Source organism: Xanthomonas sp. DAR 35659 (assembly GCF_041242975.1).
Classification (GTDB): domain Bacteria; phylum Pseudomonadota; class Gammaproteobacteria; order Xanthomonadales; family Xanthomonadaceae; genus Xanthomonas_A; species Xanthomonas_A medicagonis.
On sequence record NZ_CP162488.1, the window covers coordinates 3,327,673 to 3,340,903 of the forward strand.

The following is a 13,231-nucleotide window of genomic DNA, read 5'->3' on the forward strand; positions in this document are numbered from 1 at the left end:
GGATGCCTGTCGCGGCTGAAGCCGCTCCTACACAAAACGCGCGGCGTTATTCCCCGTCGTCCTCTTCCAGCGCCAGCTCATCGCTGCGCAGCCCGGTGCGCGCGCCCCAGTGGTAGCAGCCGAAGGCGATCGCCGCCACGCTCAGCGTGTCCCAGGGATGGGCGATCGCACCGATGCCGCCGAAGGTGCCCAGGTAGGACACCAGCAGCACCAGCGCGAAGAAACCGATCAGCCACAGCGCGCCGCGCACCTGCCGCCACAGCTGCGCGCGCCCGGCCGCGCGCGGCAGCTTGTACAGCACGTACAGCGCGAACATGGCGATCTGCAGGCCGAGCAGCCACGACAGCGTGTTCCAGGTGGACCAGTACACGATCAGCGCGGCGACGATGAACGACAGCGGCCCGAGCACGCCCATGCCGCGCAGCAGGAACGGCCGCGGCAGGTCCGGTGCGCTGCGCCGCAGCGCGGCCACGGTGACCGGCGCCACCGCGTAGCTCAGCACCAGCGCCGCCGACACCACCTGGATCAGCGTCTCCCACGACGGGAACGGCAGGGTCCAGAACACCGACATCGCCAGGCTCAGCCACAGCGCCGGGCGCGGGATGCCGGACTTGGCGTCGACCCGGGTCAGCACCGGCAGGAAGCCGCCGCTGCGCGCCCAGCCGTAGACCACGCGCGGCGTGGCGTTCATGTAGATGTTGCCGGTGCCGCTGGGCGAGATCATCGCATCGCAGATCACCAGCGCCGCCAGCCAGCCCATGCCCAGCGCCAGGGCGATGTCGTGGTACGGCAGCGAGAACGCCTTGTCGATGCCGCCCCAGCCCTGCGCGAGGTGCGCGGCCGGCACGCTGCCCAGGAACGCCAATTGCAGCAGCACGTAGATCACCGTGGACAGCGCCACCGACAGGATCAGCGCGATCGGGATGTTGCGCTGCGGGTCGCGCACCTCGCTGGCCACCGAGACGATCGGGGTCAGCCCGAGGTAGGCGAAGATGATGCCGCCGGCCGAGATCGCCGCCTCCACGCCGGCCGCGCCGAACGGCGCGAAGCCCTGCACGTGCAGGTTCTGCGGATTGAAGTGCGCCATCAGCAGCACGATGATCAGCACCGGCACCAGGAACTTGAACACGCTGACGATGTTGTTGGCGGTGGCGAAGGTCTTGACGCTGTAGTAGTTGAGCAGGAAGAACAGCAGCAGCAGCGCGAACTGCAGCAGCCAGCCGGCCACGCTGGGGTGGCTGCTGCCGGTCTGGTTCAACACCGGGAACCACGCCGCGGCGTACTGCCGCGCGGCCTCCACCTCGATCGCGATCAGGCTGGAGAACGCGATCAGGGTGATGAAACCCATCAGCCAGCCGAGCAGCGCGCCGTGCGAATACTCCGGGTAGCGCACCACCCCGCCGGCGCGCGGCAGCGCCGCGCCGAGTTCGCAGTACACCAGGCCCAGCAGCAGCACCGCTACGCCGCCGGCGATCCACGACACGATGCCGGCCGGGCCGGCGATGGCCGACACATGGCTGGCCGAGAACAGCCAGCCGGAGCCGAAGATCGAGCCGAGTCCGATGAAGGTCAGATCGGTCAGGCTCAGGCGCTTGTGGAACTTGCCTTGTGTGGTCATGGTGTCCCCGCTGAAAAGGTGTAACCGACGATGTCCAACTGCTGCTGCCCCCTTCTCCCCTCGGGAGAAGGTGCCCCGAAGGGGCGGATGAGGGTACGGGCGAAGCCTCGTGCACCCAACTCCGCGAGACGCTTTCGCGCCGTACCCTCACCCCAACCCCTCTCCCGGGGGGAGAGGGGCTAACGCTTTTCCTTCTCCCATCGGGAGAAGGTGCCCCGAAGGGGCGGATGAGGGTACGGGCGAAGCCTCGTGCACCTAACTCCGCGAGACGCTTTCGCGCCGTACCCTCACCCCAACCCCTCTCCCGAGGGGAGAGGGGCTAACGCTTTTCCTTCTCCCATCGGGAGAAGGTGCCCCGAAGGGGCGGATGAGGGTGCGAGCGAAGCCTCGTGCACCCAACTTCGCGAGACGCTTTCGCGCCGCACCCTCACCCCAACCCCTCTCCCGAGGGGAGAGGGGCTTTCAGGCTCACTGTTTTGGCGCCTCCTCCGCCCAAGGCGACTTCCCACCCTCGGCGATGAAGCGGTCGATGCGCCGCTCCAGTACCGGCAGCGGCACCGAACCGGTTTCCAGGATCGCGTCGTGGAAGGCGCGGATGTCGAACTTCTCGCCAAGCGCGGCTTCGGCCTTGCGGCGCAGCTCGATGATCTTCAGTTCGCCCAGGTAATAGGACAGCGCCTGCCCCGGCCAGGCGATGTAGCGGTCGACCTCGGTGGTGACCTCGTGCTCGCTCAGCGCGGTGTTGTCGCGCAGGTAGGCGATCGCCTGTTCGCGGGTCCAGCCCTTGTGGTGGATGCCGGTGTCGATCACCAGCCGGCACGCGCGCCACATCTGGTAGGTCAGGTAGCCGAAGCGGTCGTACGGGGTGTCGTACATGCCCATCTCCTGCCCCAGGTACTCCGAGTACAGCGCCCAACCCTCGCCATAGGCGGAGATGTAGCCGTAGCGGCGGAAGTCCGGCAGGCCCTGCTGCTCTGCCGCCAGCGGCATCTGCAAGGCATGGCCGGGCGAGGATTCGTGCAGGGTCAGCGCGGTCAGGTTGTACAGCGGGCGCGACGGCAGATCGTAGGTGTTGACCAGGTAGATGCCCGGGCCGCCGCGGCCGCCGGTGTAGAACGGCGCCAGGTCCGGCGGCACCGGCTCGATCGCGAAGCGCTGCCGCGGCAGCCGGCCGATGTAGTCGCCGACCTTGGCGTCCACGCGCTTGGCGATCCACGCCGCCTGCTTGAGCAGTTCTTCCGGCGTCTTCGGATAGAACTGCGGATCGGTGCGCAGGAAGTGCAGGAACGCCGGGAAGGTCGCCTGCCCCTTCGGCGCGACGAAGCCGCTGGCGGCGATGGTCTGGTCCATCTGCTTGCGCAGCTTGGCCACTTCCTGCAGCCCGATCTGGTGGATCTGCTCGGGCGACAGCTCCAGCGTGGTGTATTCGCGGATCTGCGCGCGGTAGTACGCCTTGCCGTCGGGCAGCGCCTCGCCGGACAGCGTGGTGCGCGCCTTGGGCTGGTACTCCTCGCGCATGAACCGCAGCAGTTCGGTGTAGGCAGGCACCACGCTGTGCGCGATCGCATCCAGCGCCTGCTTGCGCAACTGCGCCTGCACGTCGGCCGGGATGCTGGCCGGCATCTGCTTGAACGGCGTGTAGAACAGGTTCGCCTCGCCGCCGGCGTTGGCGACGTCGGCGATGGACTGGTCGCGGCCGGCCAGGGTCACCCGCGGCTGGCTGAAACCGCGCGCCAGGCCGGCGCGCATGTTGACGATCTGCTCGTCGAAATAGCGCGGGATGTCGGCCAGGATCTTCAGGTAGCGCTGGTAGTCGTCGCGGGTGCGCAAGGTGGCGCGGGCGCTGAAGCCCAGGTTGCTCCAGAACGCGGTGTCGCTGTTGAACGGCATTTCCCAGGCGCGGAAGCGCTGCTGGTCCAGGAACACCGCGATCTGCTGGCGATAGACCTGGTAGTTCACCTGGTCCTGCGCCGACAGTTGCGCCGGGTCGATCGCGTCCAGTTCGCGCAGCACCTGCTGCCAGTACGCGGTGCGCTGGTTCTGCGTGGCCACGTCCACCTTGGGCAGGTGGTCGGCCGGCGCGCCCTGGCTGTCCTCGTCGTCGGCGCCGGCCGATTGCTCCTGGCGCCATTTCCACTCGCGCAGATAGAGCGCCTTGAAGCGCGCCGCGGCGTCGCCGGGCGTCGCGGCGGCATGCGCCGGTTCGGTGGCGATGGCGGCACCCTGCCCTGCGAACGCGCCCAGCATCGCCAGCAACAGCGGCGCGCGGAATCGGGAAGTCAGGCTCATTGCGATGTCTCCGGAGTGGCGGGGGCGCCGGCCTCGACCTGCGCGATCCAGGCGTCGATGCGGGCGTCGAGCAGGTCCAGCGGCATCGCGCCGCCGCCGAGGATCTGGTCATGGAAGGCGCGGATGTCGAAGCGCGCGCCGAGGGCGCGCTTGGCCTTCTCGCGCAGCGCCAGGATGTCCAGCTCGCCGAGCTTGTAGCCCAGCGCCTGGCCCGGCCAGGCCACGTAGCGGTCGGTCTCGGCCTGGATGCTCGGCTCGTCGTCGGAGGGATGCGCGTGGAAGAAGTCGATCATCTGCTGCCGGGTCCAGCGCTTGTAGTGCACGCCGGTGTCCAGCACCAGGCGGTTGGCGCGCAGCAGTTCGCCGGCCAGGCGGCCATAGTCGCTGTAGGGATCCTTGTAGAACCCCACGTCCTTGCCCAGCTTCTCGGCGTACAGCGCCCAGCCTTCGACATAGGCGTTGTAGGCCGACTGCTGGCGGAACGGCGGCAGCGGCAGGCCCTGCGCGAGCGAGATCTGCAGGTGATGGCCGGGCACGCCCTCGTGGTAGGCGGTGGCCTCGATGTTGACCAGGGTGCGCTGCGCGTGATCGCTGGTGTTGACCATCACCAGCGCCGGCTTGCTGCCCTGCGCGTCGCTCTGCCAGTACTCCGCGCCCGGCGCGGTGCTACGGAAGTCGGCCATCGCGCGCACTTCCAAGGGCGTCTTCGGCAAGCGACCGAACAGCTTGGGCAATTGCGGCTGCATCTGCGCGATGTCGTCGCGGTAGCGCTGCAGGATCTGTTCGCGCGAGCTGGCGAAGAATCTGCGGTCATGCGCCACCGCCTTGCGCAGCGCGGCCAGGTCGGCATAGCCGAGCTGCCTGGCGATGGCGCTCATCTCGCCTTCGATGCGCGCCACTTCGGCCAGGCCGATCTGGTGGATCTGCTCCGGCGACTTGTCGGTGGTGGTCTGGGTGTGGATGGCGTAGCGGTAGCGGCGCTCGCCATCGGGTAGCGCCCACAGCCCTTCCTGCGCACGGCCCTGCGGCGCGTACTCGTCGGCGACGAAGTCGGCCAGCTTGCGATAGGCCGGCCGCACCTGCTGGTCGATCGCCGCCAGCATCGCCGCGCGCAGGCGCGGACGCTCGGCCGCCGGCACCGCCTCGGGGAAGCTCTTGAGCGGCAGCGCGAACGGGCTGTCGGCGCCGGCCGGCGCGGCGATCTCGCGCACCTGCGCCGGAATGCGTTCGAGCAGGTATTTCGGCTGGATCAGCCCCTGCTTGGCGCCGGCGCGCGACAGCGCCACCACCTGGTCGAGCAAGGCCGGGATCGCCTGCAGGCGCTTGATGTAGTCCTCGTAGTCCTTGACGCTGGCGAACGGGAACGCCTGCGCATAGCCCGGCAACGTCAGTTGGATCCCGCCGACCGGCTCCAGCGGCATCGCGTCGTTGTTCAGTGCGATCGCCTCCAGCCGGTCGCGCAGTTCGCGCCGCATCATCTGCAGGCTCAACTGGTCCTGCGCCGACAGCGCCTTGGCGTCGATCGCCTCGAAGCGCTTCAGGAAATCCTGCGTGGCCGCCTGCTCGGCCTGCAGCGCCGCCGGCGAATAGTCGCTCCAGCGGTCGTTGTAGCGGGTATCGCCGATGATGCTGGCGAACTCCGGGTGGAGCGCGAGCTGGTACTGCCACTGCGCATCGAGCAAGGCGGCGAAGGCCTGCGCCGGCGCCTGTGCAGGCGGTGCCGCCGCGGCGGTCGGTGGCGGCGGCGATGCCGGCTGGCAGGCGACCAGCAGGACCGCGACCAGCGCGGCGGGAACGAACAGGCGGGCGCGGCTCATCGACAGGCTCCGGAAGACAGGCGCACCGTGCGCACGACGGCACGGTGCAGAGGCGAGACGGCCGCCACGCGCATCAGGCGAACGGCCGGTCGATCGCCGGCGACGGTGGGGTGAACCACTGCGCGCCGTGTTCGGTGACGTAGAAGTGGTCCTCCAGGCGCACCCCGAACTCGCCCGGCACCACGATCATCGGCTCGTTGCTGCAGCACATGCCCGGCGCCAGTGGCAACGCGTTTCCGCGCACCAGGTACGGCGCCTCGTGGATGCTCATGCCGCAGCCGTGACCGGTGCGGTGCGGCAGCCCCGGCAAGCGGTAGTCCGGGCCCAGGCCCGCGGCCTGCAGCACCTCGCGCGCGGCCTGGTCCACCGCCGCGCAGCTCACGCCTGGACGCACCGCGGCGAACGCCGCCGCCTGCGCGTCGTGTTCCAGTTGCCAGATGCGCCGCTGCTGCTCAGTGGGCTCGCCGAAGATGTAGGTACGGGTGATGTCGGAGTGGTAGCCCTGCACGGTGCAGCCGGTATCGATCAGCACCAGGTCGCCGGGGCGCAGCGCCTGCACCCCGGGGATGCCGTGCGGATAGGCGGTGGCGTGGCCGAACTGCACGATGCAGAAGGTCGAGCCATTGTCGGCGCCGAGCGCGCGGTGCGCCTGATCGATGAAGCGGACCAGTTCGGCGCTGGTGATGCCCTCGTGGATCAGACCCGCGGCCAGCCGCTGCACATGCAGGGTCATGTCGCAGGCCTGCTGCATCAGCGCCAGTTCCGCCGCCGACTTGCGCATCCGGCAGCCGTCCACGATCGGCGCCGCATCACGGATCGCGATCTTTTCCAGCACCTTGCTCAAGCCGCTGTGCACGGCGAAGGCCGCGCCCGGGTCCAGCGCCAGCGCCTGCGCACCGAGGTCGCTCAGCGCCTCGGCGACCAGCGCGTGCGGGTCCTCATGTTCTTCCCACAGCCGCTTGCGCACCGCGATGTGCAGCACCGCGTCCAGCGAGCCCTCCTCGAACGCCGGGCAGATCAGCAGCGGGTCGCCCTCGGCGGTGAGCAGCATCGCCACCAGCCGCTCGCTGGCGCCCCACGGCACGCCGGTGAAGTAGCGCAGCGAGGCGCCGGCGCAGATCAACAGCGCATCGGCGCCGTGCGCGCGCAGCAGGTCGCGCGCGCGCGCCAGCCGCTGCTGGTACTCCTGCGGCTGGATCGGCGGCGCCGGATGCGGCCACGGCGCCAGTTGCGCCTGCGCCATGGCCAGACTCAGCCCGCCGATCTGCGCGGCCGCGCTCATGCCGTGCGCTCCACGTCGGCCACGCTCCACTGGCCGTCGATCAGCCGCTGCACGCCGCCGGGATTGCGGTCGCGCAGCAGCTCCGGCAGCAAGGCGTCGGGCAGGCCGTCGTAGCTGTGCAGCGCGGCGAAGCGACGGATCGCCGCCGGCATGCCGACCGCGGTGAAGCCCGGATGGCCGGTGCTCGGGTACGGCCCGCCATGGTTCATGGCCGGACTCACCGCCACGCCGGTCGGCATCTTGTTGCAGATCAGCCGACCGACCCGCGGCCGCAGCGCCGCGGCCACCGCGGCGAAGGTCAGATCGTCGCTGCCGTCGGCGGCGCGGTACACGGTGCCGGTGAGGTTGCCTTCCAGGCTGTGCGCCAGCGCGGTCATCTGCGCCAGGCCGGCGGCGCGCACCACCAGGCTGACCGGACCGAACGCCTCGGTCTGCAACGCCTCCGGCTGCTGCAGGAAGGCCTGCGCCGACACCGCCAGCAGGGTCGGCGCATGCCGGTAGCCCGGCTCCGGCGCCGCGTCGCCGCCGGCCAGCACGCTGGCGCCGGCGTTGCGCAGCGTGGCCACGCCGCGCTGCAGGTGCTCGAGCACGCCGCGCGAGAACAGCAGGCTGGGCGCGGCCGCGGCGAAGTGCGCGGCCGCGGCGGCGACGAAGGCATCGCCGTCCTCGCCCTCGGGCACCACCAGGATGCCGGGATTGGTGCAGAACTGGCCGCTGCCCATCGTGCACGAGGCGAAGAACTCCTGCGCCAGCGCCTCGCCGCGCTCGGCCAGCACGCCCGGCAGCAGGAACACCGGATTGACGCTGGACAGTTCGACGTAGGCCAGCACCCCGGCGCGGTCGGCCGCGGCCTTCAGCGCCAGCCCGCCGGCGCGGCTGCCGGTGAAACCGATCGCGCCCAGCCGCGTATCGCCGGCCAGTTCCAGGCCCAGCGTGCTGTCGAAGTGATACAGCAACTGCACCGCCGCCGCCGGCAGGCCGTTGTCCAGCAAGGCCTGGTGCGCGAGTTGCGCCAGGCGCTGGCTGGTGGCCGGATGCGAGGGATGCGCCTTGGCGATGACCGGGTTGCGCGCGGCGATCGCCGAGGCGAAATCGCTGCCGGCCACGGCATTGAAGGCGAACGGGAAATTGTTCGGCCCGAACACCAGCACCGGCTTGTGCAGCGGCCCCAACTGCGCGCGCAGCCCGGCCGCGGTGTCGATCACCGGCTGCGTCCAGCTATGGCTGCGCACCGCCTGCGCGGCCTGGCGCAACTGCCCGCTGGCGCGCGGCAGTTCCACCTTGGCCAGGCGCGGCTCGGTCGGCAGGCCGGTCTCGGCATGCGCCAGCGCGACCAGGCGCTCCAGGTCGGCCTCGATCGCCGCGGCGTAGGCGTCCAGAAAACCGGCGATACGCTCGGGCGAAGCGGCGGCCAGCGCGTCGGCGACCAGCACCGCCGCGCTCAGCGCCGCCTCCAGGTCGGCGGCGCCGCTGATCGGGAACTCCGGCCCGAACGCGCCGCCGTCGCGCGGATCCTCGGCGCGGAAACCGCCGCGCGCTTCCAGCGACGGCTGCCAGTGGCCGGCGAGCAACAGCGGCTGCATGCTCACCTCAGACTCCGGGATGGGTGGCGATGGCGTGGTCGATCACCTTCAGCGCCGCTTCGCGCTCGGCGCCTTCGATGACCAGGCGCGGCGCGCGCACGCGCTCGCTGCCCAGGCCGACCTTCTCCTGCACCAGCTTGATCAGCTGCACGAACTTGGGCACGGTGTCCAGGCGCAGCAGCGGCAGGAACCAGTCGTACAGCGCCTTGGCCGCCGGGTAACCGCCGTCGCGGGCCAGTTCGAACAGCTTCACCGACTCCTTCGGATACGCGTTGACCAGGCCGGCGATCCAGCCCTTGGCGCCCATGCTGATGCCTTCCACGATCGCATCGTCCATGCCCACCAGCAGCACCAGGCGATCGTTCAGCAGTTCGCCCAGCGCGGCGAAGCGGCGCACGTCGCCGGAGGATTCCTTGACTGCTTCCAGGTTGGGGAACTCGGCTGCCAACTCGGCGATCTGCGCCGGGCTGAAATCGGTCTTGTAGGCCACCGGGTTGTTGTACAGGATCGCCGGCAGATCGGTGGCGGCGATCACCGCGCGCATGTGCGCGCCCATCTCGCGCCAGTCGGTGGAATACACGTACGGCGGCAGCACCATGATGCCGCCGCAGCCGACCTGCTTGGCCGCCTGCGCCAGGCGCACGGCCTCGTCGGTGGACAGCGCGGCGATGCCCGGCACCACCGGGATGCGGCCGCCCAGCGCCTGCACCAGGGTCTTCAGGATCGCGACCTTGTCGTCGAAGCTGAGCGTGGCCGCCTCGCCGAGCGAGCCCAGCGGCACGATCGCGGTGCAGCCGGCGTCGGCCATGAGTTGCGCATGCTTGGCCAGGAACGCGTGGTCGATGCTGCCGTCGGCATTGAACGGGGTGGTGATGGCCGGCAGCACGCCGTACCAGAAGGAAGCCTTGCTCATGGAATGACACCTTGGTCTTGGGTTGTGACGGGAAGTGCGGCAGGAAGCGGCGCGTTCGGCGAACGGGCCAGCGCCTCCAGGCGCACCGGAAACAGCGGCGGCCGGCGGCCGTCGTCGGAAAAATCGTCGGGGCGCGGCGCCAGGCCCAGCTCGGTCAGCGCGCTGCCGCAGATGCGGCCCTGGCAGGCGCCCATGCCGCAGCGCGTGGCCAGCTTGGCGTCGCGCAGGTCGCGGTAACCGCGCAATGCGTCCAGCGACACGTCCTCGCAACGGCACACCAGCGTGTCCGGCGCGGCCAGCGTGCGGATCCGCGGGTCCAGCGCGAACTGACGCTGCAGCAGCGCGGCGAAGGCGCGCGCACGCCGCCGGCGCGGCTGCAGCGCCTGCGCCGCGGCGCCCTTGCCGGCCGCCAGATGCCCGGCGATCGCGCCTTCGATGCGGGCGCAATCGAGGCCACCGATGCCCAAGGCCTCGCCCGCGGCGTAGATGCCGGCGACGCTGGTGCGCAGTTGCGCGTCCACCGCCACGCACGGATGCGCGCCGCTGTGCGCCAGGCGGCAGCCGAGCAATTGCGCCAGTTCCACGTTCGGCACCAGGCCGTAGCCGATCGCCAACTGGTCGCAGTCGATGTCGCGGCGTCCGCGCGGGCCGTCGATGCGCACCGACTGCAGGTGGCCGTCGCCCTGCGCCGACAGCACCACGCTGCCGCTGTGGTAGGCCACGCCGACCAGTTCCGCGCGCAGGCGCAGCGCCTGCAGCGCCTTGTCCGGCCAGCGCAGCGGCAGGCGCGCGGCGAAACCGGCCAGGGCGCGCAGCGACGCCTGTTCGACGATGCCCAGCACCTGCGCGCCATGGCGGCGCAACGTCGCCGCGCTCGCCAGCAACAGCGGCCCGCTACCGGCGACCAGCACGCGCTTGCCGGCCAGCGGCCAGCCCTGCTTGGCCAGCGCCTGCGCGCCACCGGCGCCGGTCACGCCGGGCAGCGTCCAGCCCGGGAACGGCAGCAGCAGTTCGCGCGCGCCGGTGGCCAGCACCAGCGCGTCGTAGCCGAGCCAGCGCGCGCCCTGCGGGCCGTCGGCCAGCAGTTGTTGGTCCTGCGCCATCAACAGTTGGGTCTGCGACAGGAACTCGATCCTGCTCGCCGCCAGTTGCGCCAGCGTGCGCGCCGCCAGCCGCGGCGGCGCATGCGTCACGTCGTGGCGCCAGACCTGGCCGCCGGCGCGCGTCTGCAGGTCGACCAGCGCCACGCGCCGGCCATGCCCGGCCGCGGCCAGCGCCGCGGCCAGCCCGGCCGGACCGGCACCGGCGACGATCACGTCGTACTGCAGCGCGCACGGCTCAGCCATCGGTCCATACCTGCATGCCCTCGCGCGCCGGGGTGACGCAGGCGCGCAACTGGCCGACGCCGTCGATGCGCACCCGGCATTCGCTGCACACGCCCATGCCGCACAGCGGCGCGCGCGGCTGGCCGCTGCGCGAACGGCGGAAATGCACCGCGACCTGCGCCACCGCCGCGGCCACGCTGCTGCCGGGCAGCACCTCCAGCGGATGGCCGTTGACCTGCAGGCGCAGCATCGGCGCGCTCACGTCAGCGCCCGCGCCGGCGCGAACGGTGCCGGGTCCAGGGCGGGGGTGCGCTGCAACAGCAGGTCCAGCAGCAAGCGTGCGCTGCCCAGCGCGGTGGTCACGCCCAGGCCCTCGTGGCCGGCCGCGACGAACACGCCGTCGCGCTGCGGCACCGCGCCCAGGTAGGGGCGGCCATCGGGCGTGGCCGGGCGCAGCCCGGTCCACACCCGGATCGCCTGCAATTGGCGCAGCGCCGGCAGGAACGCGAAGGCGCGCTCGAGCATGCGCTGCAGCATCGGCATCGATACGCCGCGGTCGCTGGCGTCGAACTCGCGCGAGGAGCCGATCAGGATCTGCCCGGTCGGGCGCGGCTGCACGTTGAACGCGACGCTGCTGCCGTCGCTGCCGTGCGCGCTATCGGCATAGCCCAGTTCCAGCAACTGGTGGCCGACGAAGCCGGGGTAACGATCGGTGATCACCAACTGGCCCTTGCGCGCGCGCATCGGCAGTTCCGGCACCAGCTCGGGCAGCGCGCAGCCGGTGGCGACCAGGACCGGGCCGCTGAGGCGGCTGCCGTCGTCCAGGCGCACCGCGCCGCCGGCCAGGGCCAGCGCGCGGCGCCCGGCGAACAGCTGCGCGCCGGCGGCCAGCGCGCGCTCGACCAGGTGCCGCGCCATCCGCGGCGGATACACCACCGCCTCGGCGGCCACGCGCATGCCGCCGGCCAATCCCGACGCCAGCGCCGGCTCCAGCCGGTACAGCGCCTCGGCATCGATCGCCTCGGCGCGCACCCCGGCCGCGGCCAGGCGCTGGATCTTGGCCGGGATCGCCGCCAGTTCGCGCGCTTCCCGCGCCACCCACAGCGTGCCGCAACGGCTGTATTCGGCCGCCGGCAACTGCGCGAAGTCTTCCCACAGGCGCAGCGAATAGGCCGACAGCGCCAGTTCCGCCGGGTCGTCGTCCATCGCCACCAGATGCCCCATCGCCGCGGCGGTGGAGCCGCCGCCGATCGTGCCCGACTCGACGATCGCCACGCGCAGGCCGGCGGCGGCGGCCGCATCGGCGCAGGCCGCGCCGACGATGCCGGCACCAACGACGATCAGGTCGAATCCGCTCATGCGGCGCCGATGCCCCAGGCGAACGGATCCTGCGCATCGATCAGCAACTGCGCGCGCGCGGTGATGTGGGCCTGCCCGGTGATCCGCGGCAATACGCCGCGGTCGCCGGGCACGTAGCTGCCCTCGAACACGCTGCCGAGGATGCCTTCCTGGCGCCACACCTGGCCCGCGGCCAGCTTGCCGTCGGCGGCCAGGCACGCCAGCTTGGCGCTGGTGCCGGTGCCGCAGGGCGAACGGTCGTAGGCCAGGCCGGGACACAGCACGAAATTGCGCGCATCGGCGGCGCCGTCCGGCGCCGGTCCGTTGATCTCGATGTGGTCGATCTCGCCGCCGTCGGCGCCGCGGATGCCGGCCGCCTCCAGCGCCAGCCGCAGCGCCTCGGTGTAGGCGGTCAGCGCGCGCTGGTGGCGCAGCTCCAGCGCGCAAGGGGTCTGCTCGGTGATGAAGAACCAGTTGCCGCCCCAGGCCACGTCGCCGCGCACGCGGCCGTAGCCGGGCACCTGCACCTCGATGCCGGCGGCGTGGCGATAGCTCTCCACGTTGTCCACCGACACCCGCCCGTCGCCATGCAGTTCCACGCCGACCGTGCCCACCGGGGTCTCGATGCGGTGCGTGCCTGGCGCCAGCCGGCCCATGTCGGCCAGCGTGCGCACCAGGCCGATGGTGCCGTGGCCGCACATGCCGAGATAGCCGACGTTGTTGAAGAAGATCACCGCCGCGCACGCGTCGGCGGCCACCGGCGGCAGCAGCAGCGCGCCGACCATGGTGTCCGAGCCGCGCGGTTCGCAGGCGATGGCGCTGCGCCAGCGATCGAAGCGATCGCGGAACAGGTCGCGCCGCTGCGCCAGCGGACCGGCGCCCAGGTCGGGGAAGCCGGCGACGACGACACGGGTCGGTTCGCCGCCGGTATGCGAGTCGATCACATCGAGTGTATGCATAGGTCCATGCTCACATTCCGGGCGGACACGGGCTAGCAGCGTTTGCCTGACATAAATGCGGAAGTTCGCACAACCTGAGCGTCCCCGGAGCCCCGACTTAGGCTAGG

The 13,231-nt window shown here is 71.3% G+C and carries 10 protein-coding genes; all 10 read right to left on the minus strand.

Annotated features, from left to right (window positions below; translation table 11 throughout):
* Positions 1-46: 46 nt before the first annotated feature.
* Positions 47-1,618: an APC family permease gene (locus AB3X07_RS13830; RefSeq protein ID WP_369939176.1), complete on the minus strand. Its 1,572-nt coding sequence runs from the start codon at positions 1,616-1,618 to the stop codon at positions 47-49.
* Between the two features lie 468 nt (positions 1,619-2,086).
* The gene (locus AB3X07_RS13835) at positions 2,087-3,907 is read right to left on the minus strand and encodes a DUF885 family protein (protein ID WP_369939177.1); all 1,821 of its coding nucleotides are present in this window, start codon (positions 3,905-3,907) and stop codon (positions 2,087-2,089) included.
* On the minus strand, positions 3,904-5,724 hold the full coding sequence (locus AB3X07_RS13840; RefSeq protein ID WP_369939178.1) for a DUF885 domain-containing protein: 1,821 nt from the start codon (positions 5,722-5,724) through the stop codon (positions 3,904-3,906). Before AB3X07_RS13840 ends, AB3X07_RS13835 begins: the two co-directional genes overlap by 4 nt.
* Before the next feature lie 73 nt (positions 5,725-5,797).
* Positions 5,798-7,006, minus strand: a complete 1,209-nt coding sequence (locus tag AB3X07_RS13845; protein ID WP_369939179.1) for a M24 family metallopeptidase — start codon at positions 7,004-7,006, stop codon at positions 5,798-5,800.
* On the minus strand, positions 7,003-8,589 hold the full coding sequence (locus AB3X07_RS13850; RefSeq protein WP_369944766.1) for an aldehyde dehydrogenase family protein: 1,587 nt from the start codon (positions 8,587-8,589) through the stop codon (positions 7,003-7,005). Before AB3X07_RS13850 ends, AB3X07_RS13845 begins: the two co-directional genes overlap by 4 nt.
* A 7-nt stretch (positions 8,590-8,596) precedes the next feature.
* Positions 8,597-9,502 carry a dihydrodipicolinate synthase family protein gene (locus AB3X07_RS13855; RefSeq protein WP_369939180.1) on the minus strand — a complete coding sequence of 302 codons (906 nt, stop codon included), beginning with the start codon at positions 9,500-9,502 and terminating at the stop codon, positions 8,597-8,599.
* Complete coding sequence (locus AB3X07_RS13860; protein WP_369939181.1) at positions 9,499-10,848, minus strand: NAD(P)/FAD-dependent oxidoreductase; 1,350 nt, start codon at positions 10,846-10,848, stop codon at positions 9,499-9,501. Before AB3X07_RS13860 ends, AB3X07_RS13855 begins: the two co-directional genes overlap by 4 nt.
* On the minus strand, positions 10,841-11,077 hold the full coding sequence (locus tag AB3X07_RS13865) for a (2Fe-2S)-binding protein (RefSeq protein WP_369944767.1): 237 nt from the start codon (positions 11,075-11,077) through the stop codon (positions 10,841-10,843). Before AB3X07_RS13865 ends, AB3X07_RS13860 begins: the two co-directional genes overlap by 8 nt.
* A gap of 8 nt (positions 11,078-11,085) precedes the next feature.
* Entirely contained in the window at positions 11,086-12,186 is a 1,101-nt protein-coding gene (locus tag AB3X07_RS13870) for an NAD(P)/FAD-dependent oxidoreductase (RefSeq protein ID WP_369939182.1), read from the minus strand.
* Positions 12,183-13,124, minus strand: a complete 942-nt coding sequence (locus AB3X07_RS13875; RefSeq protein WP_369939183.1) for a 4-hydroxyproline epimerase — start codon at positions 13,122-13,124, stop codon at positions 12,183-12,185. The genes AB3X07_RS13870 and AB3X07_RS13875 overlap by 4 nt, the downstream gene beginning before the upstream one ends.
* Positions 13,125-13,231: the final 107 nt, after the last annotated feature.

What these genes read in the sequence shown, in the direction of transcription:
- AB3X07_RS13840 (WP_369939178.1), bottom strand. Translation starts at nt 5,724, where the DNA reads ATGAGCCGCGCCCGCCTGTTCGTTCCCGCCGCGCTGGTCGCGGTCCTG.
- AB3X07_RS13870 (WP_369939182.1), bottom strand. Translation starts at nt 12,186, where the DNA reads ATGAGCGGATTCGACCTGATCGTCGTTGGTGCCGGCATCGTCGGCGCG.
- AB3X07_RS13835 (WP_369939177.1), bottom strand. Translation starts at nt 3,907, where the DNA reads ATGAGCCTGACTTCCCGATTCCGCGCGCCGCTGTTGCTGGCGATGCTG.
- AB3X07_RS13860 (WP_369939181.1), bottom strand. Translation starts at nt 10,848, where the DNA reads ATGGCTGAGCCGTGCGCGCTGCAGTACGACGTGATCGTCGCCGGTGCC.
- AB3X07_RS13830 (WP_369939176.1), bottom strand. Translation starts at nt 1,618, where the DNA reads ATGACCACACAAGGCAAGTTCCACAAGCGCCTGAGCCTGACCGATCTG.
- AB3X07_RS13875 (WP_369939183.1), bottom strand. Translation starts at nt 13,124, where the DNA reads ATGCATACACTCGATGTGATCGACTCGCATACCGGCGGCGAACCGACC.
- AB3X07_RS13845 (WP_369939179.1), bottom strand. Translation starts at nt 7,006, where the DNA reads ATGAGCGCGGCCGCGCAGATCGGCGGGCTGAGTCTGGCCATGGCGCAG.
- AB3X07_RS13865 (WP_369944767.1), bottom strand. Translation starts at nt 11,077, where the DNA reads ATGCTGCGCCTGCAGGTCAACGGCCATCCGCTGGAGGTGCTGCCCGGC.
- AB3X07_RS13850 (WP_369944766.1), bottom strand. Translation starts at nt 8,589, where the DNA reads ATGCAGCCGCTGTTGCTCGCCGGCCACTGGCAGCCGTCGCTGGAAGCG.
- AB3X07_RS13855 (WP_369939180.1), bottom strand. Translation starts at nt 9,502, where the DNA reads ATGAGCAAGGCTTCCTTCTGGTACGGCGTGCTGCCGGCCATCACCACC.